Genomic DNA, 26319 nt, shown 5'->3' on the forward strand with positions numbered 1-26319 from the left:
GCCATCACCTGGCCGTGCCAAGGTTTGCCGACAGAACAGCGGCCGCCATTGCGATGTCCTCTTCTATGAAAGTCCGCACAGTGGGGCCGCTGCGCTGCTCCAGTGCGGCGACGATCTTGCGGTGTGCGTCGTTGGACTGCGGGATGTAGCGATCGGCCTGCATCAGCAGCTTGAGATAGGGGCCGACCCGTCCCCAGAGGTCGCGGATCATGTTCAAAAGGATCGGCGCTCCGGCATGCTGGTAGATGGCGAAGTGGAACGCCTCGTTCAGCGTCAGATAGGCCCTGGCGTCGCCCGCCTCGATGGCGTGCTGCATGCCGGCGAGCGTCGCCTGTATGTCAGCCAGCCCGCTTTCGCTCATCCTGGTCGCCGCCATCTCGCCCGCCAGTCCCTCGACCGCGATGCGGATGCGCGTCAGTTCCTCGAAGGCAGGCGCGGACAGCAACGGCACGATGACCGAGCGGTTGTTCTGCATCTCGAGCAGCCGCTCGGCGACAAGCCTCTGCAGCGCCTCGCGGATCGGCGTCGTCGAGATGCCGAACGTCTCGGCAAGCTTGCGGATGACCAGTGTCTGGCCCGGGCTGAAGCCGCCGGAAATCAACTCCTGCTTGAGCGCGCCATAGGCGCGGTCATTCAGGGTTTGATGTTCGAGCTTCAGCATGCGCGGCCCGCTCCGATCACCAGTTCGACAGCGCGCGATCGAGCGTCTCGGCCAGTTGCTCGGCATTGTCCCTGGCAAACGGCAGTGGCGGCCTGATCTTCAGCACATTGCCGCGCGGACCGCAGGACGAGATCAGAACGCCGTCCTCGCGCATGGCTTCGACGACCACTGATGTCTTGGTGGCAGCCAGAGCCTCGTCGCCGTCCGCCGTCAGCTCGACGCCGAAATAAAGGCCGTTGTGCCTGATGTCGGCGACCGCGCCATGCCGGCCCTGCAGCGCGCGCAGCAGTTCACTCGTATAGGCGCCAACATTGCGTGCATTCTCGATCAAACCTTCGCCCTCGATCACCTCCAGCACGGCGATGCCGACGGCGGCCGCGACGGGATTGCCGCCGAAAGTGTTGAAATAGCCGGTGTTCGAGCCGAACGAGGCGACAAGCTGCGGCCGCACCAGCACGGCGCCCATCGGGTGCCCATCGCCGATCGGCTTGCCCATGGTGACGATGTCGGGCTCGATGCCATAATTGGCGAAGCCCCACATGCCCTGGCCGAGCCGGCCGAAACCGGACTGGACTTCGTCGGCGATGACGATACCGCCGGCCTTTTTCACATGGTCCGCCGCCTCGCGCATGACCGCGGCAGCCGGAAAGAAAATGCCGTCGCTGGAAAAGGCCGAGTCGAGAAGCAGTGCGGCAGGACGGATATTTTTTGCGCGCATGTCCTCGATGGCGGCAGCGACATTCCTGGCGAAATCATGCGCGGCCCGGCCATGGTCGCGGAACGTGTCCGGCGCCGCTACGCTGCGATGCTGCGCGGGTACGCCCTTTGCCCCGACCGCCGCCGGCGAAAGTTGCGCCGTCGCGATCGTGGCGCCGTGATAGGCGAAATCGGTGATGATTACCCCGGTGCCGCCGCTGGAATGCTGGGCGATGCGAATGGCGAGATCGTTGGCCTCGCTGCCGGTGCAGGTGAACATGGCGTGGCCGAGATGGGCCGGAACGGTGCCGAGAAGTTTCTCCGCATAGTCGAGGATGATCTCGCTGAGATAGCGCGTGTGGGTGTTGAGCGTGGCGGCCTGCCCCGACAGCGCCTCGACGACGCGCGGGTGGCAGTGCCCGACCGAGGCGACGTTGTTGTAGGCATCGAGGAATCTACGGCCCTGGGCGTCGTAGAGCCACACACCGCTGCCGCGCACCAGATGGATGGGGTTGCGGTAGAAAGCGCGGTAGGTCGGCCCGAGCAGCCTGGCGCGGCGTTCGAGCAGCGCGCGCTCCGATGCAGCCGCGTCGGCATTTGCAGGGTAAGGCGAGGACTGGGACACGAGCATCTACTCCGGATTGGAATGGTCGAGAAAATAGCGGCGGGCGTCAGCGGACGACAGTTCGTCCAGCCGTTCGAGCGAAGCCCAGACCTCGGTGGCGAGGCGCAGCACATAGTCGCGCTTGGCCGGAAAGCGCTCGGCCTGCCAACTGGCGATGTTGACGATGAGCGCAAGGCGGGCACGGATCAAATCGAAAAGAATGCCGATCTCTTCCGCCTCGAGCGGCTGCACCGATTGATAGCCGGCGACGAAGCGCGCGGCCGGCGCCAGCGGATGACCTTCCGCCGGCCAGCGATAGACGGCGCCGATGGCGAGGTCGCAGATCAGCGGCGAATGGATCATGTCGCCGAAATCGAGGATGCCGCTCACGACCTCCGGCCGCGACGCATCCATCACCACATTGTAGGAATTCATGTCGTTGTGGACGATCTGCGCGCGCAGTTTCGGGATGACCGGCGCCGCATGCTCCTCGAAGGAGTCGATCGCACGCCCGACCATGGCCCGCCGCCGGGGATCGGCGATATGGGCCATCATCGGGCGCGTCTTGGCGACCTTGCGAATGTCCCAGAGCAGGTCGCTGCCGGCGGCCGGATGGAAGAAACCGCGCAGCGCCCGGCCAAGGCGGGCGAGGAAGATACCGAGAATGCGGTCCTGCGCCTCAGAAGTCGGCGAGCGCGACAGCAACTGGCCGGGCAGATAGGTGACCAGCCGGATGATACGCGGCGCCGATCCGCCGACACTGATCGCGAACTGCGCTTCGCCTTCGAGGCTTTTGCGCACCGAGGGAACCGGCAAGGTCGGGTCGACCGCAAGGATATGGCCGAGCGCCTTGTTCTGGAAGTCGGTGAAGCCGGCTTCTTCCGCCGGATGGGAGATCTTCAGGACGAACTCGCCCTCGCCGTCTGTCTGGATGTGGAAATTATGGTCACGTTCGCCAGGCAGCGGGCGCGCGGTGCCGGTGAGCCCGTAATGCCGGCGCAAAATGGCAAGCGCGTCGGCAGTCGAGACATCAGGCGCGTCCTCGGCGAGTGTTTCGCCGAACGCATCGGGGACGGCCGCATTCATGGCCTAGCCTCGACGGGTTCGAGGCCGCACCAGTCGGCAATGAACAGGGCGATCGTCTGGGTGACCTTGCGCACCGAGTCGAGATCGACGGCCTCGTCATAGCCATGCGGCATGCGGCAGATCGGGCCATAGACGATCGCCGGCGTGTCGGCGTAGAGGCCGAAGAAGCGCGCATCGGTGGTCGCCGAGGTCACATGTTCCGTCAGCGGTTCGCCCCAGACGGCGGTGTGGCTGCGGCGCAGCACGGCTTCCATCTCGTCGGCGCCCTCCAGCACAAAGCCCTCGGCCATGAAGCCATTGTAGGTGAGGCTCGGCGGGCGGTTGGCCAGGAACGGGTCGGCGCGCGCCGCATCGGCGATGCAGGCCTCGAGCTCGGCCCTGGCGTCTTCGAGCTTCTGGCCGGGATAGGTGGCGACGCGCATCTCGAAGACACAGCGCGCCGGAACGCTCGATGTCCACTCGCCGCCTTCGATCTTGCCGAGGTTGAAGCGGATCGGGTGCGGGTGATCGTGGAAATGCTTGTCATCGACCTTGCGCGCGTTCCAGACGATTTCGAGCTGCTTCAGTGCCTGGATGATGACGAAGGCCTTTTCGATGGCATTGGCGCCGGCCGAGAATGCACCCGAGGCGTGCTGCGGATCGCCGTCGACCTCGACCCTGAACCAGATCGGCCCGACCTGCGCCCGCATCAGCCTCGGCTCCAGCGGTTCGGGAATGAAGGCGGCGTCGGCGTGGTAGCCGCGCTGCAGGCAGGCGAGCGCGCCATTGCCGGTGCATTCTTCCTCGACCACCGACTGGAGATAGACGTTCGCGGCCGGCTGATGGCCAAGGCTGCGCAAGGCGGCCAGTGCATAGAGGCAGGCGGACAGGCCGGCCTTCATGTCGCCGGCGCCGCGGCCATGCATCCAGCCGTCCTCGATCACCGGATCGTAGGGATCACGGACCCAGCGGTCGAGCGGCCCTGTCGGCACGACATCGATATGGCCGTTGAGGATCAGCGAGCGGCCGGTCGCGTTGCGCGGCGTGTGGGTGGCAACGACATTGAAGGCGTCGTCATAGGAAACCGCCACGGGTGAAAAACCAGGCAGGTCGCGAATCGCATCGACATCGACGCGCCACATGTCGACTGCATAGCCGTCAGCCTCGTAGGCAGCCGCCATGAACGATTGTGCGGCATGTTCTTCGCCACGCTGCGAGGGAAAGCGCACGAGGTCTTGCAGAAACGCGACTTGCCGCGCGAAGCCGTCATCGACCGCGCTGAGAATGGCCTCGTCCGCAATCCGCTCAGGCATCATATTTCACTTTCATCTGGATGGTGTATCATATCTCATATGCCATTTCTATGAATTGCAAGAGGCATACGGACCGAAACTTCAGGCCAGAGCTGCCGTTCGATGCCGCCACGCCGCTGGGGAGTTGGCATCGGATGCAGCAAGCCGATACTGCTGTCTGGAAGACATGACGAGGAATGCGTTGATCACCGAAGACACGATGCCGGCCGAAATCACCGATCTCGCCACTGGCTACCGGCGCCTGCCGGCGGGCAAGCTCGCCAATGCCGTGACGTGGATGGAGGCGCGCGCTCCACAGCCCGATCTCGCGCAACCTCTGGCGATGACCCGGATCGCCATGCCCGACTGCGCTTCCTATCGGGCGGTCTTCCTCGAGATCGGCGCGCCCTGGCTGTGGGATCGGGTTTCCGAAATGTCCGATGCCGAGATCGCGGCGCATTTCGCCGACCCGCGCCAGCACCTCTACTACGGCCATGACGAGACCGGCGCCCATCTCGGCATGGTCGAATTCTTCGTCGCCGACAGCAGCGAGATCGAGATCACCTATTTCGGCCTGTTCCCCTCATTGACCGGCCGAGGTTTCGGCAAGCGGCTGATGGCCGGCGCACTGGATCTCGCATGGCGTCTCGATCCGAACCGTATCTGGCTGCATACAAGCAGCTTCGACCATCACAGCGTCATCGGGTTCTACAGTGCCTGCGGATTTGTGCCCTTCGCGACCGGGTTTGAGATTGTCGACGATCCCCGCATCAAGGGAACGTTGCCGCGCAATGCCGCACCGCAGATTCCCCTGATCGACGCGGAGTGGAGCAATGGCAAGGGAGCCTCGCTCTCCCCGGAGAGCCGGCAGGTTGCGCGGACCTAGATGAGAACAGCTCCGCAATCCGTCAGCCAAGCGTCGCCGCACCATCGCCGATGGGTCCGCCGCGAGACCATCCTGTCGACGCTTGAGCGCCATGTCGACACGCGCATCGTGCTGTTCGCCGCGCCGGCTGGCTTCGGCAAGTCGACGACGATGGCGCAATGGGCCACGGAAGTCGTGCGACTCGGCCGGCTGACCGCATGGCTGTCCTGCGAGGTATCAGACAATGATGAGGGTGCCTTCCTGTCGCATCTGGTGGGGGCGCTGCGCCATCTGGTGCAGAACCCAGCGGAACTCGACCTCGCCTTCCAGTCGAGCCCGATCCCGCAGCTCGATGTCGTGCTCGCAGCACTTGTGGCGGGTCTGGCGGCGCGCGAGGCTGACATCACACTGTTCTTCGACGACTACCACGCCATCGAGGCGCAGGCGGTGAAGCGGTTCATGGAGCGCCTGACCCGGCAAGCGCCGGCAAACGTTGCCTTCGTCATCGGCTCGCGCAGCCTGCCCGACCTGCAGCTCGGCAAGCTCAGGGTGCTTGGCGACGTTTTCGAAATCGGCCCCGACGATCTGCGTTTCGCTTCGTCCGAGGCCGAAGCCTTCTTCAACGAGAAGCTGGGCCTGAGCGTCAGCAGCGGCACGGTGGAAACCTTGTGCTCGCGCACTGAAGGTTGGGCCGCCGGCCTGCAACTGGCCTCGCTGTCGCTGAGTGCCGCGCATGCACCCGAGACGGTGATCGGCAATTTCACCGGCGCCAACCGCAACGTCGCCGACTTCCTGATGGGCGAAGTGTTCCTGGAATTGCCGTCGGCGATCGCGAAGTTCCTGCTTTACAGCTCGATTTTCGAACGCTTCAGCGCCGAGGCCTGCCGGGCGGTGATGCGCGCGGCCGACGCCGAGGCGGCGATCACCGAAATCGAGACGCGCAACCTGTTCCTGGTGCCGCTCGACGAAGAGCGGCGCTGGTTCCGCTACCATCATCTGTTCCGCGATTTCCTCAGCCGCGAAATGGAACGGCGCGAGCCGGAGATGATCGCGCCGCTGCATCTGGCAGCCGCCGAATGGTTCGGCGAGCGCAAGATGCTGACCGAGGCGATCGGGCACGCGCTGGCCGCCGGCGACCAGGCCCGTGCGGCGGTGTTCGTCGAAAACAACGCGCTCGACCTCATCGCCCAGTGCCAGCTTCTTTACGTACGGCAGCTGCTGGCGCTGCTGCCCAGAAAACTGGTCGACCAGCGCATCCGGCTGCAACTGGTGGTTCTGTGGCTGGCGGTGCACAGCAGCCAGCCCGAGATTGCCCAACAGACGCTCAGCAACGCGCGCAAGCTGGTCGAGACCGGACCGGCCGACAGCAATGACCCAGGCACCATGACCGGAACCACGATCGAGGCCGAGCTGGTGGTCCTTGCCGCTGCCGTCCACAGCACGCTGGAGCAGTTCGATCAGGCGCGCGACACAGCCCTTGCCGCCCTGCGCGTCATCGCGCCCGATGCCTGGTTCATGGAGGGCGCGACCGCCAATGTCATTGGCTACAACCTCTATGCGCTGGGCGACCTCGAAGGTGCCCGCGCTGCGATCAATGCGGCACGCCGGGCGCACGAGCGCAGCGGCAGCCTGCTCGGCGTCACCATCGCCAATTGCTACATGGCCGTCGTCGAGCGTTCGGCGGGGCGCCTGCCCGCCGCCGAGCGGCTGCTGCGCAACGCCATCATCGAGGCCAGGGCGCGGATCGGCGCAAATTCCTATGCCGAGGCCTTGGCCGGCACGCTGCTTGCCGAACTTGCCTACGAGACCAACGCGTCGGGCGAGGCGCTGACCCTGGTCGAGAATCTCGGACCGCAGATCGAGGGCGCGGCGGTCATCGTCTATCCCTTGGCCAGCGTGCCGACCTATGCCCGCGTGCTGCAGCTGACCGGCCGTACCGAAGCGGCACTGGACATGCTGGAGCGCGTTTATCAACGCGTGCGGGGCACGGTGTATCGCCGCCTAGCATCGATGATCATGCATGACCGCATACGCGTGCTGCTCGACCAGAACCGCAATGCCGAGGGGCGCACGCTGCTGGCCGAGCATCGCGGCGAAGAGACCGAGGCGTCGACGGTCATCACCACCGCCAACGAGTTCGAGTTCTTCGCCGAGGGCCGCCTGCTGACGGCCGAGAAATCCTATGCCGACGCAGCGCAGATTTTCGACGCGCTTCTGGAGCGCACGAGAGACAGCGGGCGTATGCGCCGCCATATATTGGCGCTGATCCTGCGCGCCAAGGCAGCCAGCGCCGCCCACGATCCGCGCGAGGCAGACCGCACTCTCCTCGACGCGCTGCGCCTCGCACAACCCTCCGGCTTCATCCGTTCCTTTGTCGACGAGGGAAGATCTGTCGTCGAAGGGTTGATGCGGCTGCGTGCGGCCCAGGCAAAGACCGATCCCGCACTGTCGGCCTATGCGACGCGCATCATCGACGCCGCGCAGACAATGCCCGTGGCGACGCGCAAGCTGGCCACACCAGCCGCTGAGAAGGAACATCTCACCCAGCGCGAGGCCGAACTGCTGCGCTATCTCGCCGAGGGCATGTCCAATCGCGATATCGCCCTTGCGCTGTCGGTGAGCGAAACCACGGTGAAATGGCACCTGAAGAACATTTTCGGCAAGCTCGCGGTGACCAACCGGGTCCAGGCCGTGCGCGCCGCGCAAGGGTCCGCAGGCGCCCCTACCCCTCCGAAAGGAGGGGCATAGATAACAGGCGCAGCCCTCCTTTCGGGGCGGGCGGAGCCGTTGTAAGCCTGCTAAGCGTCACCTGGTTTTTAGAGGACGCTGTGCATGGCGACAGGCTACGTTTTTCACGAACAGCTGATGTGGCATGACACCGGCTCCAGCGCCGACATGATGCCTCCCGGCCGTTTCGTGGAACCCGGCCGGCATCTGGAATCGCCCGGCTCGAAGCGCCGACTGAACAACCTCATCCAGGTCAGCGGCCTGTCGCGGCATCTGGTGCCGATCATCCCCGAGCCGGTCTCGGTCGAAGACCTTTTGCGCGTCCACACGCAACGCCATGTCGACGATATCCGCATGCTCAGCGAGCACGGCTCCGGTTTCGCCGGGCCACAGGCGCCGATCGGTCTCAACAGTTTCGAGATCGCGCTGCTGTCGGCCGGCACCACCTATGCCGCGATGCGCGCCGTGCTGACCGGCCGCGTCGACAATGCCTATGCGCTGGCGCGGCCGCCGGGACACCATGCCGAACCCGACCAGGCGATGGGCAACTGCCTGTTCTCCAACATCGGCGTCTCCGTGCGCCGGCTGCAGCACGAAGGCCTGCTCGGGCGCGCTGCGGTGGTCGACTGGGACGTGCATCACGGCAACGGCACCGAGACGGTGTTTTATTCCGACCCGTCGGTGCTGACCATCTCCGTGCATCAGGACAATCTCTACCCGACCGGGCGCGGTGCGCTGGCCGACAACGGGAAAGATGCTGGCGAAGGCTACAACATCAACATCCCGCTGCCGGCCGGCAGCGGCACCGGCGCCTATGAAGCGACCTTCGACCGCGTCGTCGCGCCGGCGCTGCGTGCCTACAGACCGGACCTGGTCATTGTCGCCTCCGGTTTCGATGCGTCCGGCTTTGATCCGCTCGGCCGCATGATGCTCAACAGCGAATGCTTCCGGCGCCTCGCCGCGCGCATGGTGGCGCTGGCCGCCGAGACCTCGCAAGGGCGCCTGATCATGACCCATGAAGGCGGCTACTCCGAGGGCTATGTGCCGTTCTGCGGCCATGCCGTCATCGAGACGCTGGCCAATCATCGCACCGAAGTGGTCGACCCGCTGTCGGAGCATATCGACGAATGGGCCGGGCAGGATCTGCAGCCGCACCAGGCAGCGGTGATCGATGCCGCCGAAGGCCTGCTCGCCGGCCTGCGCCAACGCCTCGCCAGCGCGGCCTGACGCGATGGATTTTCTCGTCACCACGCTTCTCAATGCGCTGACGCTGATCAGCATCCTGATGCTGGTCGGCCTCGGGCTGGCGATCAGCTTCGGCCTGATGAACGTCACCAACCTGGCGCATGGCGAGTTCGTCACCGTCGGCGCCTTCGCGGTCTATTTCGTCCAGAGCATGGGCGGCTCGTTCTGGCTGGGGCTGGCCGCGGCGCCCATCGCCGGCGCGGTGGTCGGCTGTATCCTCGAATTCGCCATCATCCGCCATCTCTATTCCAGGCCGGTCTCGACGGTGCTCGCCACCTGGGGCGTCAGCCTGATCCTGCAGCAAGGGCTGGAACTGACCTTTGGTCTCGGCGCCAAGCCGGTAACGCCGCCGATCGAGGGCACGCTCGACCTCCTCTTCACCGTCTATCCGGCCTACCGGCTGATCCTGATCGGCATCGCCATGCTGACCTTGCTCGGCGTCATCCTGCTGATCAGCCGGACATCCTTCGGGCTCGACATCCGCACCGTCATCCAGAACCGCGAGATGGCCGAGGGCGTCGGCATCAACACGCGGCGCACCTACGCCATTGCCTTCACCTTCGGCGCGGCCATCGCAGGGCTTGCCGGCGGACTGGTCGCGCCGCTGGCGATCGTGCTGCCGCAGATGGGGGTGAACTATCTTGCCAACGCCTTCTTCGTCGTCATTGTTGGCGGCGTCGGCTCGATCGGCGGCCTTGTCGCCGGCAGCGTCTTTGTCGGCGGGCTGACCAGCATCCTCAACTACCAGATCTCGCCATCGCTGGCCCAAGCGATCGTGCTGCTCGCGGCCATCGTCGCTGTCCGTCTGCGGCCCAACGGCCTGTTCAACGGGGCATCGCGATGATCGCCCGGGATCGCAACTGGCTGCTGATCTTCGCCGTCTGCGTGGCGCTCGCCATCGTCTATCCCCTCTTCGCCGACGGCTATCAGCTGACGGTGATCCGCGACGCGCTGATCTTCGGCCTGTTTGCCGCAAGCCTCGATTTCTTCTGGGGCCGCACCGGAATCCTGTGTTTCGGCCACGCCGCCTTCTTCGGCATTGGCGGCTACATCATGGCGCTGGTCACGCTCAATGACGCCATCCCCTTCGCCAGCCTGCTCGGTATCATGGGTGCGGTGGCGGGTGCGGCCTTCGTCGCCGCGATCATCGGCTACTTCCTGTTCTTCGGCGGCATCCGCGGCAGCTATTTCACCATCGTCACGCTGGCGATGGGCGTCATTTGCCAGCAGGCCGCGGTTTCCTGGAGTTCGGTCACTGGCGGCGACAGCGGCCTGATCGGCATCCCGCCGATCGAGTTCGATCTTGGCGGGCTGCATGTCGATCTGAGCCAGGACCTGCCCAGCTACATCTTCGTCTCGGCCATCGTCGCGGTGGCCGTGCTGGCGCTGTGGTCGATCAGCCGTGGCCGCTGGGGCACGGTGCTGACCGCCATCCAGGACAATGAAGTCAGGGCGGCAGCGCTCGGCCACAACGCGCCATTGCGGCTGCTCGTCACCTTCGTCCTGTCGGCAGCCATCGCCGGACTTGCCGGCGCCCTCTATGTCTGCATGGCAGGGCTGGTTGCACCAGACTTGTCCGGACTGCTTCTGTCCACCGAGGTCATCGTCTGGGTGGCGGTCGGCGGGCGTGGCACGCTGCTTGGGCCGGTGCTCGGCGCCATCTTCATCCAGCGCGCGCAGCAGACGATCAGCAGCTTCAACCCGAGCCTGTGGCCGCTGCTGCTCGGCTGCGTCTTCGTCATCATCGTCTTTGTCCTGCCGGACGGCATCCTGTCGATCTACGCGCGGCTGAAGAGCCTGTTCAAAGGCAGGAGGCGCGCGCAATGAGCGACATCCTGCTCCAGGCCGAGAATGTCGGCATCCGCTTTGGCGGACTGCAGGCGCTCGAGGCGCTGAACCTCACCGTGCGAGACAAAGAGCTTTGCTGCATCATCGGGCCGAACGGCGCCGGCAAGAGCACTTTCCTCAACGTACTGACCGGCACGCTTCGCCCGACCAGCGGCAGCGTACGCTTCCTCGGCCACGACATCGCAGGCCTGCCGTTGCACCGCATCGCGCGGCTCGGCATCGCCCGCAAGTTCCAGATCCCGTCTGTCTTCCCGAGCCTCTCGGTGGAAGACAATCTGAAAGTCGCGCGCTGGGGCGCGCCCTCGCCTGTGCGCCCGGTTGGCGAACTGCTGGAACTGGTCGCGCTGACCAACCGTGCCGCCACGCTGGCGGGCGAACTCGCGCATGGCCAGAAGCAATGGCTGGAGATCGGCATGGCGCTGGCAATCGAGCCACGGCTGCTTTTGCTCGACGAGCCGACCGCCGGCATGACGCCACAAGAGACGCTGGCGACGGCCGAGATGCTGCTGCGGCTCAAGGGCGAATTCTCGATCGTCGCCGTCGAACACGACATCCGCTTCGTGCGGGCGCTGAACTGCGAAACGCTGGTGCTGCATCAGGGACGCCGGCTGCGCAGCGGTCCTTTCCATGACATCGAGACCGACGAAATGGTCCGCGATGTCTATCTGGGGAGGCGCTGACCATGCTGCGGACGATCGCGGTCTCGGCCGGCTACGGCCTGCTCCCGGTGCTGAACGGCATCGACCTCAGCGTCGCGCCGGGCGAAGTCGTCGGCCTGCTCGGCCGCAACGGCGCCGGCAAGACGACGTTGCTGCGCGTCATCGCCGGCGGCTTGCCGGCGAGCGGTGGCGCGGTGGTTCTCGGAGACCAGGACCTCACGAACGCACCCGCCTTCCGCCGCGCGCGGGCGGGCATCGCGCATGTGCCGCAGGGACGCGGCATCTTCAACCAGCTGACGGTGCGGCAAAACCTGGAAGTCGGCACCCGCGCCGCCAAGGACCGTGGTGACGGCGGCATTCCTGACGACATCTTCGGCTATTTTCCGATCCTGCGCGAACGCGAGGCGCAGGTCGCCGGCACGCTCTCGGGCGGCCAGCAGCAGATGCTGGCGATCGGCCGCGCGCTGTGCGGCCTGCCGTCGGTGCTGCTGCTCGACGAGCCCTCGGAAGGCATCCAGCCGAACATCGTGCAGTCGATCGCCGAGCTGGTGCCGCGCATCGCCCGCGAGCGCGGCATCGCGATCGTTCTCGTCGAGCAGAATCTCGATCTCGTTCTCAAGGCATCGGACCGCTGCCTGGTGATGGAGAAGGGCAGGATCGTCCATGAAGGCGCGCCGGAGGCGTTCGCCGACGAGACCCTGCTGAAGGACCTGTTGGCTTTGTAAGGCGTGCATGGGGCGCGCCTGGGACTGGAAGGGAACACAACAATGATAAGCAGAAGAACTGTCTTGAAATCAGGCGGCGCCGCGGCCGCCTTTGCCATGGTCGGCGCGCCGTCGATCCTGCGCGCCGCCGACACCGTCAAGGTCGGCCTGTCGATCCCGATCACCGGGCTGCAGGCGATCCTCGGCGAGACGCTGCTCAATTGCTACAAGCTCGCCGCCGCCGAACTCAACGCCGCCAACGGCATTGGCGGGCGCCAGGTCGAGCTCATCATCGAAGACAACCAGACCACCACCAAGGGCTCCATCGACAAGGCGCGCAAGCTCATCAACGAAGACAAGGTCGACGTGATCATGGGCACGATCATTTCGCCCGAGCGCAGCGCTACGCTGTCGGTGACCTCGAAAGCCAAGAAGCTGTTCTTCTACCCGACCAATTTCGAAGGCGGCGAGTGCAACCGCTACTTCGTCGCCACCGGCCCGATCCCGATGCAGCAGGTCGATCCGATGATGCCATGGGTGGCCGAGAACCTCGGCAAGACGATCTATGTCATGGCTTCGGACTATGCATGGCCGCAGAAGATGACCGAGGCGATCACGGCAGCTTACGAGAAGGCCGGCGGCAAGATCATCGGCGCCGACTACTATCCGTTCGGCACCACCGATTTCGGCCCGGCCTTCCAGAAGATCAAGTCGCTGAAGCCCGATGTCGTCTGGTCGATGGTGGTCGGCAACGATGCCGTCACCCAGCTCAAGCAGTATCGCAGCTTCGACATCAAGCAGCCGCTGATCGCGCCCCTCGACGAGGTCTTCAACAAGGACGCGCTGCCGCCCGGCGTCGCGGCCGGCACCTACGCACCGCAGCCCTACTGGATGGCGCTCGACAACCCGGTCAACAAGAAGTTCATCTCGAGCTTCCGCGAGAAGTTCGGCCAGGAGAAGATGGTCAACGGCATCGGCGAAGCCGGCTACAACGGCCTGCATCTCTATGCGCTGGCCGCCGAGAAGGCCGGATCGCTGAAGGACGATGATGTGCTGGCCGCGCTGCCGTCGATCGAGTTCGACGCGCCGCAAGGCAAGATCCGCGTCGACGCCACCAACAACCACACGCTGTGCCATTCCTATGTCGGCAAGGCGGCGGCCGACGGCATCGGCTACGAGATCGCTAGGGATTTCGGCACCATCGCGCCGGTAACGCCTTACTGCAAACTCTAGCTCCTTGTTTTGACGCAATTCCGGACGGAAAACCGTTTCACACTTTTCCTGGAATTGCTCTAGCAGACAAAGCTGCGCGGCTCGGGAACCACAAGGTGCCCGAGCCGTGCGGATCTCCGATCACAGCCGCGTATTGCAGCTCGCCGCTTTCGGCGATGCGAAAAGCTCCTTCGGCGCAGACCACTGGCTGAGCGGCGCGCCGCGCGTGCCGGTGATCAGCGACCGCAGTTCCGACAAATAGGTCTGCACGAAGAACGAGGTCTGGCTTTCCAGCGGCGTATAAGGGCCCGGCCGGTAGGCGCGCGACATGATGCCGTCGGCATTGTCCTCGGTGATCTTCTTGTCCTGCACCGTGGTGACGTCCCACATCCAGCTGATCGCATCGGCGTCGACGTCGCCATCGGCATCCTTGTCGACGAGCCAGGTCAGAATGACGTCGGTTTCCGTGGCGCTGCGCGGTATCATCTGGAACAGCGTGACATAGTCATTGGCAGCACTTGCAAAGGACAGACGTCCGAGGCGGAAACCGCTTTCGCCACCATCATAGGCGTGACGGCCGCCCATCAGGCACGAGACCCCCTCACCCGTATTGGACAGCGTGTTGCGGCCGGAGCCGATCGGCTTGCGGTGCATGGCAAACGGCATCGTGTCGAGGTCGCCCGCCTGCCACGCACCCTTGTGGAACTCGGCATCGCCGATGACGCTGTGCCAGGCTTCGATTTCGTTCTGCCACGCGATTGCCTTGTCAGCGTCGCGGGTCGCGGTCACTTTGACATGGCCGTTGACGCGGTAATATTCGGGATGAGCCGGCCGGCAGTGATAGCATTCGAGGAAGTTCTCGAGCACCAGCTTCCAGTTCGCCCGGGTGAGATAGTTCTTGCGCGCGACGATGCGTGCACGGTCGAGGCCGTTTTCGCGCAACCCGCCCGTCAGCCCGTCCGCGACAGGCTGGATGTCGGGCAGCGAATTGGCATCGAGGCCGCAGAAGACGAGGCCGCCGAAATTCTTGCAGGGCACGCGGTGCAGTCCCAGCGCTTCCGGATCGACGCTTGCCGGTAGATCCTGCCGTGACTTCAGTTCGCCGGTGAGCCTGAATGACCAGGCATGATAGGGGCAGACCAGAAGCTTGCCGCGACCATCCTTGGCGCAAAGCCGCGAGCCGCGATGAGTGCAGACATTGTAGTAGGCCGCGATGTCCTCCTCGCCGTCGCCGAAGCGCACGACGATGATCTCCTCGTCGAAAAGCTGGCGCACGATGTAGCGACCCTTTTCGGGGACCTCGCTGGCATGGGCGACAAGCATCCATTGGCGCGGAAACCACAAGTCCCGTTCCAGCGCGAAGATCGCCGGATCCGCATAGAAGGCCTGTTCCAGCGACCAGTCCGGACGTTGCCGGTCGATCAGCCTGACGGTCTCGCTTCTGTCGATAGGCTGGCTGTTCGGTGTGTAGGCCTGCACGGCAAACACCTTTCTGCTCGCTGGCGTTAGGATGATGTTTCGATAGAGTGTGCGATGCGGAAAGGCTTGCGGCAAATACAGATATGATAGACCTTCATATCGAAAAGGCATGAAGGCAGGTTTGGATCGTGAAAACCCTCAAGACATCGCTTCCCTTGCTGAACGCCATGGTCGTCTTCGAGGCCGCCGCCAGGCATGGCGGGCTGACGCTGGCCGCGCAGGAGCTCAACATCGCACAATCGGCGGTCAGCAGGCATGTCGCCAATCTTGAGCGCCAGCTATCGGTCGAGCTGTTCACGCGCAAAGGCAACCGCGTCGCCGTCACCGGGGCCGGCAACACGCTGGCCGAAGCGATCCGCGACGGTCTCGGCACCATCAGGCAAGCGGTCGAGGATTTAACCGCGCACGACAGCGATACATTCGTGGTCGGCTGCAGCCACGACCTCGCGCAGGCATGGCTGATGCCGCGCTTCGACCTCATCACCTCGCGGGTGGCCGATGGCCGGGTGCTTTTGCAGACATCCACCGACTACAGGGATTTCGACCAGCCTGAAGTGGCATTGTCGATCCGTTTCGGTGAAGCCGGGCAATGGCCCGAATTCGCGACCGAAAAACTGCTCGACGGTGAATGGTTCCCGGTTTGCGCGCCGGCGTTCCTGGCGCGTTATCCGGCGCTCGCCTCGGAAGAGCCCGAGGCTTTCATGGCGGTGCCGCTGCTGCATCAGGTGACGCCGCCGGGCGCGATCGACAGTTGGCAATCGTGGATCGGAACCGACCGAAAACTCGATGGACCTCGGTTCACCGGCTACATGTCGATGATACACGAAACCATCGCCGGGCGCGGCGCGGCACTCGCCTGGGCCGGATTCGCCGACGAGCATCTGCGTCGCGGCCAGCTCGTCCGGCTGACGAAGACCTCGCGGCGCCACGCCGGCTCCTTCCACATCGTCATGAGGAAGAATGCCGGCCCGGTGGTCAGGGCGGTGGCGCAGGCGCTGCTCGATAGCGTCGGCGACAGCTGACAAGTCAGCGTCGGCGACAGCTGACGGATCAGGCCTCGCGGCCAAACCGCGACGCTTCATGACGCGCGCCCCAGACCGGCATGGCGGCTTCGATCTCGGCCTCCGACTTGAAGGCGTCGGAGGCGTAGCGATCAACACGGAACCGCCCGGCGGAAACGAACGGGGTCTGCCCGAGGACCAGTTCGCAGGAGAGCCGGCCAAGACCTGGTCCATGGGTGACGCCGCTCTCATTGTCGCCGCCGACAACCACGACGTTGTCGCTGCCGGGCACCTTGCCGACGATGAGGCCGTTGTCAGGCGTGTAGCACGGCACGCCTTGCGCCCAGCTCGCGATCGTCGAACCGCGCAGTGGCGGGAATACCGTCTGCAGCTCGGCAAGCTCCTGCTCAGAGGTCTCCTGCATTAGCTTGAGATTGTGCGGCTGGCCGGGCTCGATTTCGTTATCGTTCGTCTTGTACAGAGGTTTGTAGTGCCGGCCGGTTCCCCACATGACGGCGCCGAATGTCTCGCGCAGCCACAGCCGCAATTCGCGGCACTGGACGGTGGGAATGGTCGACGGCAGCCCACGGTCGTCGGTGACGATGCGCGTCGCGACGACCCGCAGCAGAGGCAATTGCCAGCCGAGGCCCGATATGACCCGGTTGTTCCAGGCGCCGGCGGCAACGATCACGCCATCGGCCTCAAGGCTGCCCTGGTCGGTCTCGATCGTCACCCGGTCGCCGGCATCATGGACGGCCGTGACACGTGTCTTGCTGCGGAAGATGCCACCGAGCTCGCTGATCTGGCCGGTCAGCACCCCCATCGCCAGCTTGGTGTCGAGCTGGATGCCGAGCGGATTGTAGGCCGCCGAATTGACCCGGGCCGGGTCGATGAGGCCTTGCATCTTCTGGCCGATCCGCGCGGCGTTCAGATCCTGCATTTCCGGCGGCGCATAGGGAGAGTCCAGCACCGGGCGGACAAAACGCTCGCGCCCGTCCTCGGTCAGCGCCATGATCAAGGTGCCGTTCGGCCGATAGCCGATCTCGACGCCGACCTCATGCAGCCGGCGATAGAAATCGAGGCCATATTGCTGCAGCTGGAGGCCTTCTTCGCCGAGCGGGATCATGCCGGCGGACCAATGAGAGACAAATCCCGCGCCAGCGCTGGTGGTTGCAGCACCCGGCTGGCCCGCATCGATGACCGTCACCTGGCGCACGCCGGACCGCAGCAGATGGAAAGCCGCGCTGCAGCCGATGATGCCGCCGCCGATCACCGCGATATGCCTGTTATCTCCCCTGCCATGGCTGCCGTTTGAACTCATCCCTGGTCTCCTTTTGCTGATGGTCCGGTGCCGCCGGCTGGACCCACATGTCTTTCCAGCCACCACAGAATGCGGGCGGCGCTGTCGATATATTCGGGGTAGCCGCGCAGGCTGTGTCCGGCATTCGGATAGATGACGAGCGCGCTCGGCGCCCCCGATCTGAGCGCCGCGAAATGGCATTCCTCGGCCTGGCCGGGCGGTGTGCTCTTGTCGATGGCTCCGGCCATGATCAGCGTCGGCACGATCTTCTTCTGTTTGTGGAAGGCAGGGCTTCGCGAAAAATAATCGCCACCTGATTCCCACGGCGACGTCGTCAGCATGATCTCGTCAAATTCGGGGATCTGCGATGTCCGGTGCTGGCTGTACCAGTCGCCGACCGGAGAGATCGGTATCGCCGCCGCGAAACGATCGCTTTGCGACGGCAGCCATGCCGACATGAAGCCGCCATAGCTGGTACCCGTCACGGCGACGCGCGCGGCATCCACAAGGCCCCGCTCGATCAACGCGTCAACGCCGCTGATGATATCCTGAGCGTCGGCGCCGCCCATGTCGCCCTTCACCGCGCGGGCAAAGTCGTCGCCGCGCCCGGTGCTGCCCCTGGGGTTGGGGAAGAGGACCGTCCAGCCGCGACTGGCGAGAATGGCGCCGGCGCGCGACCGGCCCAGCCAGCGGTTGCGGTGCGCGGAGACCGGTCCGCCATGGACGTCGACCAGCAGCGGCGTCGGGCCGGTGACCGCCTGTGGCCGCACCAGCCAGCCCTGGATCCTCAGCCCGTCCGGCGCCGTCCATTCGAACGGCTCGATCGTGCCGCACGGTGCTGTGGCGCCGGCTTCACCTTGTGCTGCCAGCGAGGCCAGTTCGACAATTGTGCCGTCGGTCTCTTCGGCCAGGAACGGCGCGCGCGACCAGGATTCGGCGATGAACAGCGAGCCCTTGTCTCCGATCGGACTGGACGCGGGCACCCACTCGCCATGGGTAAGTTCGCGCGACGCACAATGTTGCGCGGCAACCGAGTGCTCGAGCGAGAAATCTCCGCTTGCCGTTTCGGGACCGCGCGCGCCGGCGAAATGGATCATCGTCGTCGAGCGCCATTCGATCGACGTCACATCGATGCCCAGCGTGTCCGCCATCGCAACGTCGCCCGTCGTCACGTCGAGAATGGAAAGCAGGCCCGAAACCAGTCCGCGATCGCTGCAGAAGGCCTGCACGAACGCGACCTTGTCGCCGCTCGGGTTGCCTCTGACACAGCCGATCTGGTCCCGCGGCGCGTGAACGATCCGTGCCTCACCCGAGCCGGCGTCGACCAATGCCAGCCGCGCCCTGTACCAGCTGCCTTCGCTGTGATCGTCACTGACCAGTGCCGCGATGCTGTCCTTGCCGGACCAGCTTGCTTCCCAGACATTCAACGGCGGTGCCGTGAGCTGGCGCGCAGTGCCGTCGAGATCCCATATCCACAGGGTGCGCCACAAATCCTCGCCTTCGCCGAGCCGCACCTCGGGCAGCCAGGCCTCGGCTTTGGCGGGCTGCTTCTGGGCGTAGCCGCCATGGATGCCGGCAAGGTCCGCGGCGGCGCCGGCAACCACGAGAAGAAGCCTTTTGCCGTCCGGCGACCAGTCGATCTGCTCGATGCGCCCACGCAAGGCGACGCTCGCGACAACAGCGCCGTCTGACCTCGTCTCGATCAGGTCCGTCGCAGGACCTTCACCCTGGCAGGCGAATGCCAGCACCGTGCCGTCGGGCGACAAGCGGATCTGACGCGCTTCCCTGTCGCTGAGGCGCTTGATCGCGCCACTGCCGCGCTCGACCTGGTAGAGCCTGCTGCTGGTTCCGCCCTCGATCGGTCCTTCGAAACTCTGGCCGATAAAATAAAGCTGTCCAGCATCCTGATGACCACACAGCGAGCGGCCGCCGAAAACATGTCCGGGTGCGCCCAGAAGATCGCTGTAGAACCTGTGGACGGCTTCGAATTCCACTGACGAGCGAAAATCCCGTTGCATCGGATACCCTCACAAGGATGCGTTCAGGACCCGTCGCGCATCCATTCGCTGGAGCCGCGCCGCATTGTCCGAATGGCAGCGACGGCGACCATACAGGCTCATTCCGGACTGTCTAGACACATGTGTCTGTGGCCTGATACTTGATGCGCACTGCATCTGGATCACACGTCCGGAACGCCGCTTGATCCGGCCTTCCGTCGTGTTGGTGTTGCCGAGAGAGCGAGGAAAAAGTGACCGTTTCGACTGCCGCCAAGGCCATTTTCGACAGTGAAATCATATGGGATGCGCATTCCGGCTTCATGCCGGACCCGGCTGCGGACCTGAACAATCTTCAGATCTGGCGTGACGCCGGCATCAACTATCTGTCGATCGATGTCGGCTTCGACCTGTTGCCCTGGGAGCAGACAGTGCGGACCCTGGCGAATTTCCGCCACTGGATCCTTGCCAATCCCGAGCACTACACGCTGGTCTCCTCCGTCGCGGAAATCCGCAAGGCCAAGCTCGAGGGCAAACTGGCGATCACCTTCGACATCGAGGGCATGAACGCGCTCGACGGCCGCATCGAGATGGTGGAGTTCTATCACCATCTGGGCGTCCGCCAGATCCTGTTTGCCTACAACAGGAACAACCTCGCCGGCGGCGGTTGTCACGATGTCGAGACCAGCCTGACGGCGTTCGGCCGCCAGGTCATCGACGAGATGAACCGTCTCGGCATGTTCGTCGACGTCACCCACACCGGCTACCGCACCTCGATGGAGGTGATGGAGTACTCCAACAGGCCGGTCATCTTCTCGCACTCCAACGCCAAGGCCCTGTGCGGCCATGGCCGCAATATCACCGACGAGCAGATAAAGGCCTGCGCGCGCACCGGCGGCATCGTCGCGATTGTCGGGCTCAATCGTTTCCTGGGAGAAGGACGCACTGACTCAGACAGGCTGGCTGACCACATCGAATATCTCGTCGACCTGGTTGGCCCAAATCATGTCGGCATCGGACTGGACTACGCCTTTCCGGTAGACTTCAAAGGCATCGACCGCATCATTTCCGACAACCCGCAATTCTGGCCCAAGAGCGAATATCCGGAGGGGGCGACGACCTACGCGGCTCCAGGTCAGATGCGTGAACTGACCGACGTACTTCTGCGCCGCGGCCAGTCCGAGCAGACCGTGCGCGACGTCCTGGGCGGCAATTTCATGCGCCTGGCGGCTGAAATCTGGAAGTAAAGGGAGGCGGAGAGGCGCATCTCCGCTCCAGCTCTTGATCCAGCAGCAACCGAATGGCGAGGCCAGGCCGCACCATTCTGTGCGGCCTCATTTCACCTTGCCCGCCCGCCCATGCCGACGCATCGGCGGGGTCGGATCGGATATCGAGATTTCCCGCAAGATCGCTCGTATCCAAGATTCGGACATGTCGGCAAAATTTTCGCTAGACATACGTGTCTATTATTAGCAGTTTTAGATGACCGACACATTCGGCCCGGCTTGGGGAATGGCCAGCGGCTGGAAACAAGACCAAGAAAACAACAGAGGGGTAGAGTATGTCCATCCTAGCCAACACCAGGGTTTCGCGCCGCAGCCTGCTTGCCGGAGCCGGCGCTTTCGGCCTCGCCTCGATGGTCAATCCACGAGTTTCCTGGTCGAGCGACGGGCCGATCCTCAAGGTGCGATCCTACGCCGACATCCAGACGCTCGACCCTTGCTTCCGGCTGGCGGCGCCCGAAGGCGACATCACCAGCGTCATCTTCGCCGGCCTCGTCGTCACGACGCCGGGCGACAGCTGGGGCTGGCGGCCGATGGCGGCGGAGACGATCAAGCAGCTCGATCCGCTGACCGTCGCCTTCCAGCTGCGCGACAATATCGGCTTCACCGATGGCTACGGCCAGATGACGGCCGAAGACGTCAAGTTTTCGATCGAACGCATTGCCGACCCCGCCAATAAGAGCCCCTATTCCGGCGACTGGGCAACGCTCAAGGAAGTCGAAGTCAAGGACAAGCTGTCGGGGCTGATCCACCTGAAGCAGGCCTTCGCGCCGCTGTGGACATCGACCTTGCCGACGCCGTCCGGCACCATCCTGTCGAAGCGTGCCATCACCGAACTCGGTGGCAAGATGGGCGTCAAGCCGGTGGCCCAGTCGGGCCCCTACATCCTGAAGGAATGGCTGCCCAAGCAGCGCACCGTGCTGGTGCGCAATCCCGACTGGAAGTACGAGCAAGGCGCCTTCGCGGAAATCCACATCCATCCGATCGAGGACGAGAAGACGGCCGAACTCGGCTACGAAGCCGGCGACCTCGACTACACCTGGACCGCGGTCTCCTCCATCTCGCGGCTGAAGCAGACGCCGCCGCCAAAGACGACCGTGGTCGAGAAGCCTTCGCTGGCCTTTGTCTGGCTCGGCATGAATCAGGATGTTGCCCCCTTCAACAATCCCAACATGCGCCGCGCGGTACAGTACGCCGTGGATCGCAAGGCAGTGGTCGACGCCGCCTATTTCGGCGCCGCCGCCACCGCCACCGGCATCATCGCGCCCGGTCTGCCGGGCCATCGCGAGAAGAACCTGTTCGATTTCGATCCGGACCGCGCCCGCGACATGATCGCCAAGGAGGGATTGGCCGGCACGACGATCACGCTCGACATCCTCAACAAGACCGAGCGCCTGACCGCGGCGCAGGTCGTGCAGTCGAACCTTCAGGATGTCGGCCTCACCGTGGAGATCAAGCAGAACGACAGCGGCACCTTCTGGACGCTTGGCGCCAAGGAAGGCGACTATTGGAAAAAGCTGCAGATGATCATCAGCCGCTTCTCCATGCAGCCGGATCCGAGCTGGGCGACAGCCTGGTTCACCCGCGACCAGATCGGCGTCTGGAACTGGGAGCGTTTTTCCAGCGAGGAGTTCGACAAGCTCAATGCCGAAGGCATGGTCGAGCTCGACGCGGCAAAACGCGATGTCATCTACAAGAAGCTCCAGGATCTGATGGAGGAAAACGGCAACTACGTTTTCCTGACGCATGAGGTCACCGGCATCATGAATCGAGACACGCTTGTGGCCGGCCTGAAGCCGAACGGCGAACCCGTGTTCACCGACTTCAAACCGGCATGATATCGGCGGGCGGGGCTTGTCCCCGCCAAAGACCGTCCGGCAGGTACCGAAAATGATCCGCTACGCCCTCAAGCGTCTGTGGCTTGGCGCCATCATCATCAGCGTCGCCATGATGATGATGTTCGCCATGGTTTACCTCATTCCCGGCGACCCGGCCTCCGTTGCGCTGGGCCCTCGCGCGACGCCGGAGATGATGGAGGCGCTGCGCGTGCGCATGGGCCTCGACCAGCCGGTGTGGCGGCAGTTCCTGCATTTCTACGGATCGGTCCTGCGCGGCGACCTGGGCACCGAGGTGCTGTCGAACCGGCCGGTGCTGGACGTGGTGATGGAACAGCTTCCGTTCACGCTGGCGCTGGTGGTCGGCGGCATCACCTGGTCGGTGGCGCTTGGCATCCCGCTGGGCTGCATCGCGGCGGTGCGGCGCGGCGGCTTTGTCGATCAGGTGATCGGGGTGCTGTCGGTGGCGATGATCGCGGTGCCGTCCTTCGTCGTCGCCATCTATTCGCTGCTGGTTTTCGCGGTCGCGCTGCAATGGCTGCCGGCGATCGGCGCCGGTGAGCCGGGCGACCTCGCCAGCCGGCTTCAGCACCTCATCCTGCCGTCGCTGGCGGTCGGCCTTGGCTGGATCGGCTACATCTCGCGCATGGTGCGCGCCTCGATGCTGGAGACGCTGGAAGCCAGCCATATCCGCACCGCGCGCGCCTTCGGCCTGACCGAAAACCGGATCGTCTACACCTACGCGCTGCGCATCGCCGTACTGCCGACGATCACCTTGCTCGGCGTCGGCATCGGCCACATGCTGTCGTCTTCCGTTTTCGCCGAAATCGTCTTCGCCCGCCCCGGCATCGGCAAGCTGGTCTACGAGGCGATCTCGGTGCGCAACTACCCCATCGTCTCGGGAGCCGTGCTGGTCACCACGGTCTTCTTCGTCCTCGTCAACGTAGCGGCCGACATTCTGGTCGGCCTATTGGATCCCCGTGTCAGATCAAGTTTCAATTGAGCTGCCATCCCGCAGCTTCCGTCTCGGCATGATGTGGCGCACCGTGCGCCGCATCATGCGCGAACCGCTCGGCGCCGTCGGCCTGACGCTGGTGACGGTCGTGGTGCTGTCGGCGGTGTTTGCCAGCGCCCTGACCAGCTATGCGCCGAGCAAGATATCGCCGGCCGAACGCTTCGCTTCGCCAAGCCTCCTGCATCTGCTCGGGACCGACCATCTCGGCCGCGATCTTCTGACCCGCGTTTTGTACGGCGGACGCGTCGCGCTTTTGATCGCGCTCGGCGCGACGGCGGTGTCGCTGGTCGTCGGCGTCGTGCTGGGGCTGATCGCCGGCTATGGGCCGCGCTGGCTTGACAATGTGCTGCTGCTGATCTTCGACGCGGTGAAGAGCTTTCCCACCGTCATGCTGGCGCTGACACTGGTCACGCTGTTCGGCCCCTCGCTCTACGCGGTGGTGCTGGTGGTGATGCTGGTCAATGTGCCGGGCTATGCCCGCATCATCAGGACGCAGACGCTGGTGCTCAAGTCAGCCGAACATGTCATGGCGGCGCGCTCGATGGGGGCAAGCGCCGGCCGCATCCTGCGCGTTCATATCCTGCCCAACATCATCGGCCCGATCCTGATCCTGATATCGATGGACATTCCCGTGGTGGTGGCGATCGAGGCCGGAATGAGCTTCCTCGGGCTCGGCGTGCGGCCGCCGACGCCGAGCTGGGGTGCGATCCTCAATGACGGCTTCGCCAACATCCGCGATTCCTACTGGATCGTGATCGCCGGCGGCCTGCCGATCGTGCTGACCACGCTCGGCTTCACCTTCTTCGGCGAGACCTTGCGCGACCTCTTCGATCCCAGACTGAAGGGGCGGTCATGACGGTTCTCGACGTCAACAATCTGAGCGTCGCCTTCCACACCGAGAGCGGCCGGCTGGAAGCGCTGAAGCAGGTGAGCTTTTCCGTGCCAGCCAACCGCAGCGTCGGCGTGGTCGGCGAATCCGGCTGCGGGAAGTCGACGCTCATCAATGCCATTCTCGGCCTGCTTGCCGACAATGGCGAAATCACATCGGGCGAGATCATCTTCGAGGGCAACAAGGACCTGGCCCGGCTCGACCCCACCGCGATGCGCGGCCTGCGCGGTCTCAGGATCGCCACCGTGTTCCAGGATCCGATGGGCGCGCTCAACCCGGTGCTTTCGGTGGGGCGGCAGATGCGCGACATCCAGTATCGCTCCGGTCTGTCGAAGCGGGACAAGGATGCGCGCTCTGTCGCCATGCTGCGCAAGGTTCGCATTCCCGATCCGGAAAGCCGGCTGACGCAGTTTCCGCATGAGTTCTCCGGCGGCATGAAGCAGCGCATTGCCATCGCCATGGCGCTGATGATGGAACCGGCGCTGTTGATCGCCGACGAGCCGACCACGGCGCTCGATGCGACGCTGGAGGTGGCCACCATCGAACTGCTCAAGGATCTGCAGCGCGACATCGGCTGCTCGGTGCTGTTCATCTCGCATCATCTGGGCGTGATCGCGGAACTCTGCGACGAGATGATCGTGATGTATGCCGGCGAGGTGGTGGAGAGCGGCACGACCCGCGAAATCTTCAACGACGCGCGCCATCCCTACACGCAGAAGCTGCTGGCCTGCGACCCCGCGCGGCTGTCGCAGCGTGTGGCTCGCCTGCCGACCATTGCCGGGACCTTGCCGGATTTGCGCCATCGGCCGAGCGGCTGCGTCTTCCAGCCGCGCTGCGATCGCGCCGACGCCCAATGCCTGACCGTGCCTCCCGCAGCCCTTATCGCTGGGTCGCACATCGCCCGCTGCTGGCATGCGGATATCCCTTTGGAAAGGGTGCGCGCATGAGCTCCGACGACCTGCTCCGTGTCAGCGATTTGCGCGTCTCGTTCCGGGTCGGCGGCCTGTCCGCCAGGCTTGCCGGGCGGGCCACCGAGATCGAAGCGGTCTCCGGCGTCAGCTTCACCCTTCAACGAGGCAGCACCTTCGCATTGGTCGGCGAATCCGGCTCGGGCAAGACGACGCTGGCGCGCACGCTCAACGGTCTTCAGCCCGTGAGGGCGGGCAAGATCCTGTTTGAAGGGCAGGAACTGCAAGGCCTGTCCAACGCCGCCCTGAAGCTGGTGCGGCGGCGCATGCCGATGATGTTCCAGGATCCGGTCGGATCGCTGTCGCCGCGGCTCAGCGTGCGGTCGCTGCTGTCGGAGCCTTTCGTCATTCACGGGCTGTCGGATCGCGATCTGAACGCCGAAGTCACACGGCTTCTCGCGCTGGTCGGGCTGCCGCGCGATTTCGCCGACCGCTACCCGCACCAGCTTTCCGGCGGCCAGGCGCGCCGCGTCGGCGTGGCGCGGGCGATCGCGCTGGACCCGGTGCTGGTCGTCGCCGACGAACCGACCGCCGGCCTCGACGTCTCCGTGCAGGGAGAGGTGCTGAACCTGCTCAACGATCTGCGCGACCGCATGGGCCTGTCGATGCTGATCATCACTCACAATCTGCATGTCGTGCGCCAGATCGCCGACCGCATGGCGGTGATGTATCTCGGGCGCTTCGTCGAGCAGGGCGAAACCGAAGCGATCTTCCGCGCCCCGCACCATCCCTATACGGCGGCACTTCTGTCGGCCAATCCCGAGCCGGACCCAGATCGGGTGCATCAGCGCATCACGCTGCCGGCTGACGTTCCGTCCTTGCTGGCGCGCCCCTCAGGCTGCGAATTCCACACACGCTGCCCGCAGGCTCAGGCCCGTTGCGCGGTGGATGTCCCCGTCCCGGCCACGGTCGGCAACAGCCGCCTGACCTGCCATTTCCCGCTGAACACATAAGGATCGTCACCGGCACAAGTGTCG

General features: G+C 64.7%; 22 protein-coding genes. 15 read left to right on the forward strand and 7 right to left on the reverse strand.

All coding sequences use genetic code 11. The features are described 5' to 3' along the window. Window positions 1-4: 4 nt before the first annotated feature. Genes FCU66_RS02295 through FCU66_RS02310 form a run of 4 tightly spaced genes read right to left on the reverse strand, consistent with a single transcriptional unit; the run spans window position 5 to window position 4339 of the window. The gene (locus FCU66_RS02295) at window positions 5-661 is read right to left on the reverse strand and encodes a GntR family transcriptional regulator (RefSeq protein WP_136619081.1); all 657 of its coding nucleotides are present in this window, start codon (window positions 659-661) and stop codon (window positions 5-7) included. A 16-nt stretch (window positions 662-677) separates the two neighbouring features. After that, on the reverse strand, window positions 678-1988 hold the full coding sequence (locus FCU66_RS02300; protein ID WP_168991936.1) for an aspartate aminotransferase family protein: 1311 nt from the start codon (window positions 1986-1988) through the stop codon (window positions 678-680). Next, window positions 1989-3047: a phosphotransferase gene (locus tag FCU66_RS02305; protein ID WP_136619083.1), complete on the reverse strand. Its 1059-nt coding sequence runs from the start codon at window positions 3045-3047 to the stop codon at window positions 1989-1991. It lies immediately after the preceding gene. Next, window positions 3044-4339: an ArgE/DapE family deacylase gene (locus FCU66_RS02310; RefSeq protein WP_168991937.1), complete on the reverse strand. Its 1296-nt coding sequence runs from the start codon at window positions 4337-4339 to the stop codon at window positions 3044-3046. The genes FCU66_RS02305 and FCU66_RS02310 overlap by 4 nt, the downstream gene beginning before the upstream one ends. Window positions 4340-4505: 166 nt before the next feature. Between FCU66_RS02310 and FCU66_RS02315 the strand changes: the two genes are divergently transcribed. From FCU66_RS02315 to FCU66_RS02350, 8 genes are all read left to right on the forward strand, one after another. After that, entirely contained in the window at window positions 4506-5204 is a 699-nt protein-coding gene (locus tag FCU66_RS02315; protein WP_246093729.1) for a GNAT family N-acetyltransferase, read from the forward strand. Next, window positions 5205-7931 carry a winged helix-turn-helix domain-containing protein gene (locus FCU66_RS02320; RefSeq protein ID WP_136619086.1) on the forward strand — a complete coding sequence of 909 codons (2727 nt, stop codon included), beginning with the start codon at window positions 5205-5207 and terminating at the stop codon, window positions 7929-7931. It abuts the gene before it with no gap. A gap of 84 nt (window positions 7932-8015) precedes the next feature. Continuing rightward, window positions 8016-9137, forward strand: coding sequence for a class II histone deacetylase (locus FCU66_RS02325; RefSeq protein ID WP_136619087.1), 1122 nt, complete (start codon window positions 8016-8018; stop codon window positions 9135-9137). A 4-nt stretch (window positions 9138-9141) separates the two neighbouring features. Next, window positions 9142-9999 (forward strand): urea ABC transporter permease subunit UrtB, encoded by an 858-nt coding sequence (gene urtB / locus FCU66_RS02330; RefSeq protein WP_136619088.1) that lies wholly within the window; start codon window positions 9142-9144, stop codon window positions 9997-9999. After that, complete coding sequence (locus tag FCU66_RS02335) at window positions 9996-10982, forward strand: branched-chain amino acid ABC transporter permease (protein WP_136619089.1); 987 nt, start codon at window positions 9996-9998, stop codon at window positions 10980-10982. Before urtB ends, FCU66_RS02335 begins: the two co-directional genes overlap by 4 nt. After that, window positions 10979-11683, forward strand: coding sequence for an ATP-binding cassette domain-containing protein (locus tag FCU66_RS02340; protein ID WP_136619090.1), 705 nt, complete (start codon window positions 10979-10981; stop codon window positions 11681-11683). Before FCU66_RS02335 ends, FCU66_RS02340 begins: the two co-directional genes overlap by 4 nt. Before the next feature lie 2 nt (window positions 11684-11685). Continuing rightward, entirely contained in the window at window positions 11686-12387 is a 702-nt protein-coding gene (locus tag FCU66_RS02345) for an ABC transporter ATP-binding protein (RefSeq protein WP_136619091.1), read from the forward strand. Between the two features lie 63 nt (window positions 12388-12450). Beyond that, window positions 12451-13599, forward strand: coding sequence for a substrate-binding protein (locus tag FCU66_RS02350; protein WP_246093731.1), 1149 nt, complete (start codon window positions 12451-12453; stop codon window positions 13597-13599). A 120-nt stretch (window positions 13600-13719) separates the two neighbouring features. Here the strand turns inward: FCU66_RS02350 and FCU66_RS02355 are convergent, their stop codons facing one another. Next, complete coding sequence (locus FCU66_RS02355; RefSeq protein WP_168991938.1) at window positions 13720-15057, reverse strand: aromatic ring-hydroxylating oxygenase subunit alpha; 1338 nt, start codon at window positions 15055-15057, stop codon at window positions 13720-13722. A 128-nt stretch (window positions 15058-15185) separates the two neighbouring features. Here FCU66_RS02355 and FCU66_RS02360 point away from each other — a divergent pair, with 128 nt between their 5' ends. Further along, window positions 15186-16079: a LysR family transcriptional regulator gene (locus FCU66_RS02360; protein WP_136619094.1), complete on the forward strand. Its 894-nt coding sequence runs from the start codon at window positions 15186-15188 to the stop codon at window positions 16077-16079. 28 nt (window positions 16080-16107) lie between these two features. On the opposite strand, the gene FCU66_RS02365 is transcribed toward FCU66_RS02360, so the two are convergent. Next, window positions 16108-17379: an NAD(P)/FAD-dependent oxidoreductase gene (locus tag FCU66_RS02365; protein ID WP_136619095.1), complete on the reverse strand. Its 1272-nt coding sequence runs from the start codon at window positions 17377-17379 to the stop codon at window positions 16108-16110. Continuing rightward, on the reverse strand, window positions 17376-19376 hold the full coding sequence (locus FCU66_RS02370) for a S9 family peptidase (protein ID WP_136619096.1): 2001 nt from the start codon (window positions 19374-19376) through the stop codon (window positions 17376-17378). Before FCU66_RS02370 ends, FCU66_RS02365 begins: the two co-directional genes overlap by 4 nt. 230 nt (window positions 19377-19606) lie before the next feature. Between FCU66_RS02370 and FCU66_RS02375 the strand changes: the two genes are divergently transcribed. The 6 genes from FCU66_RS02375 to FCU66_RS02400 all read left to right on the forward strand — a co-directional run bounded on the left by FCU66_RS02375 (window position 19607) and on the right by FCU66_RS02400 (window position 26295). After that, window positions 19607-20599, forward strand: a complete 993-nt coding sequence (locus tag FCU66_RS02375) for a dipeptidase (RefSeq protein ID WP_136619097.1) — start codon at window positions 19607-19609, stop codon at window positions 20597-20599. A 314-nt stretch (window positions 20600-20913) separates the two neighbouring features. Next, window positions 20914-22473, forward strand: a complete 1560-nt coding sequence (locus FCU66_RS02380) for an ABC transporter substrate-binding protein (RefSeq protein WP_136619098.1) — start codon at window positions 20914-20916, stop codon at window positions 22471-22473. 52 nt (window positions 22474-22525) lie between these two features. Beyond that, window positions 22526-23473, forward strand: coding sequence for an ABC transporter permease (locus FCU66_RS02385; protein WP_127811119.1), 948 nt, complete (start codon window positions 22526-22528; stop codon window positions 23471-23473). Beyond that, window positions 23451-24341: an ABC transporter permease gene (locus tag FCU66_RS02390; protein WP_246093733.1), complete on the forward strand. Its 891-nt coding sequence runs from the start codon at window positions 23451-23453 to the stop codon at window positions 24339-24341. The genes FCU66_RS02385 and FCU66_RS02390 overlap by 23 nt, the downstream gene beginning before the upstream one ends. Further along, window positions 24338-25321: an ABC transporter ATP-binding protein gene (locus FCU66_RS02395; protein WP_136619099.1), complete on the forward strand. Its 984-nt coding sequence runs from the start codon at window positions 24338-24340 to the stop codon at window positions 25319-25321. The genes FCU66_RS02390 and FCU66_RS02395 overlap by 4 nt, the downstream gene beginning before the upstream one ends. Next, window positions 25318-26295, forward strand: coding sequence for an ABC transporter ATP-binding protein (locus FCU66_RS02400; RefSeq protein WP_136619100.1), 978 nt, complete (start codon window positions 25318-25320; stop codon window positions 26293-26295). The genes FCU66_RS02395 and FCU66_RS02400 overlap by 4 nt, the downstream gene beginning before the upstream one ends. Window positions 26296-26319 lie beyond the last annotated feature (24 nt).

This window comes from Mesorhizobium norvegicum (assembly GCF_004919685.1).
Lineage (GTDB): Bacteria > Pseudomonadota > Alphaproteobacteria > Rhizobiales > Rhizobiaceae > Mesorhizobium > Mesorhizobium norvegicum.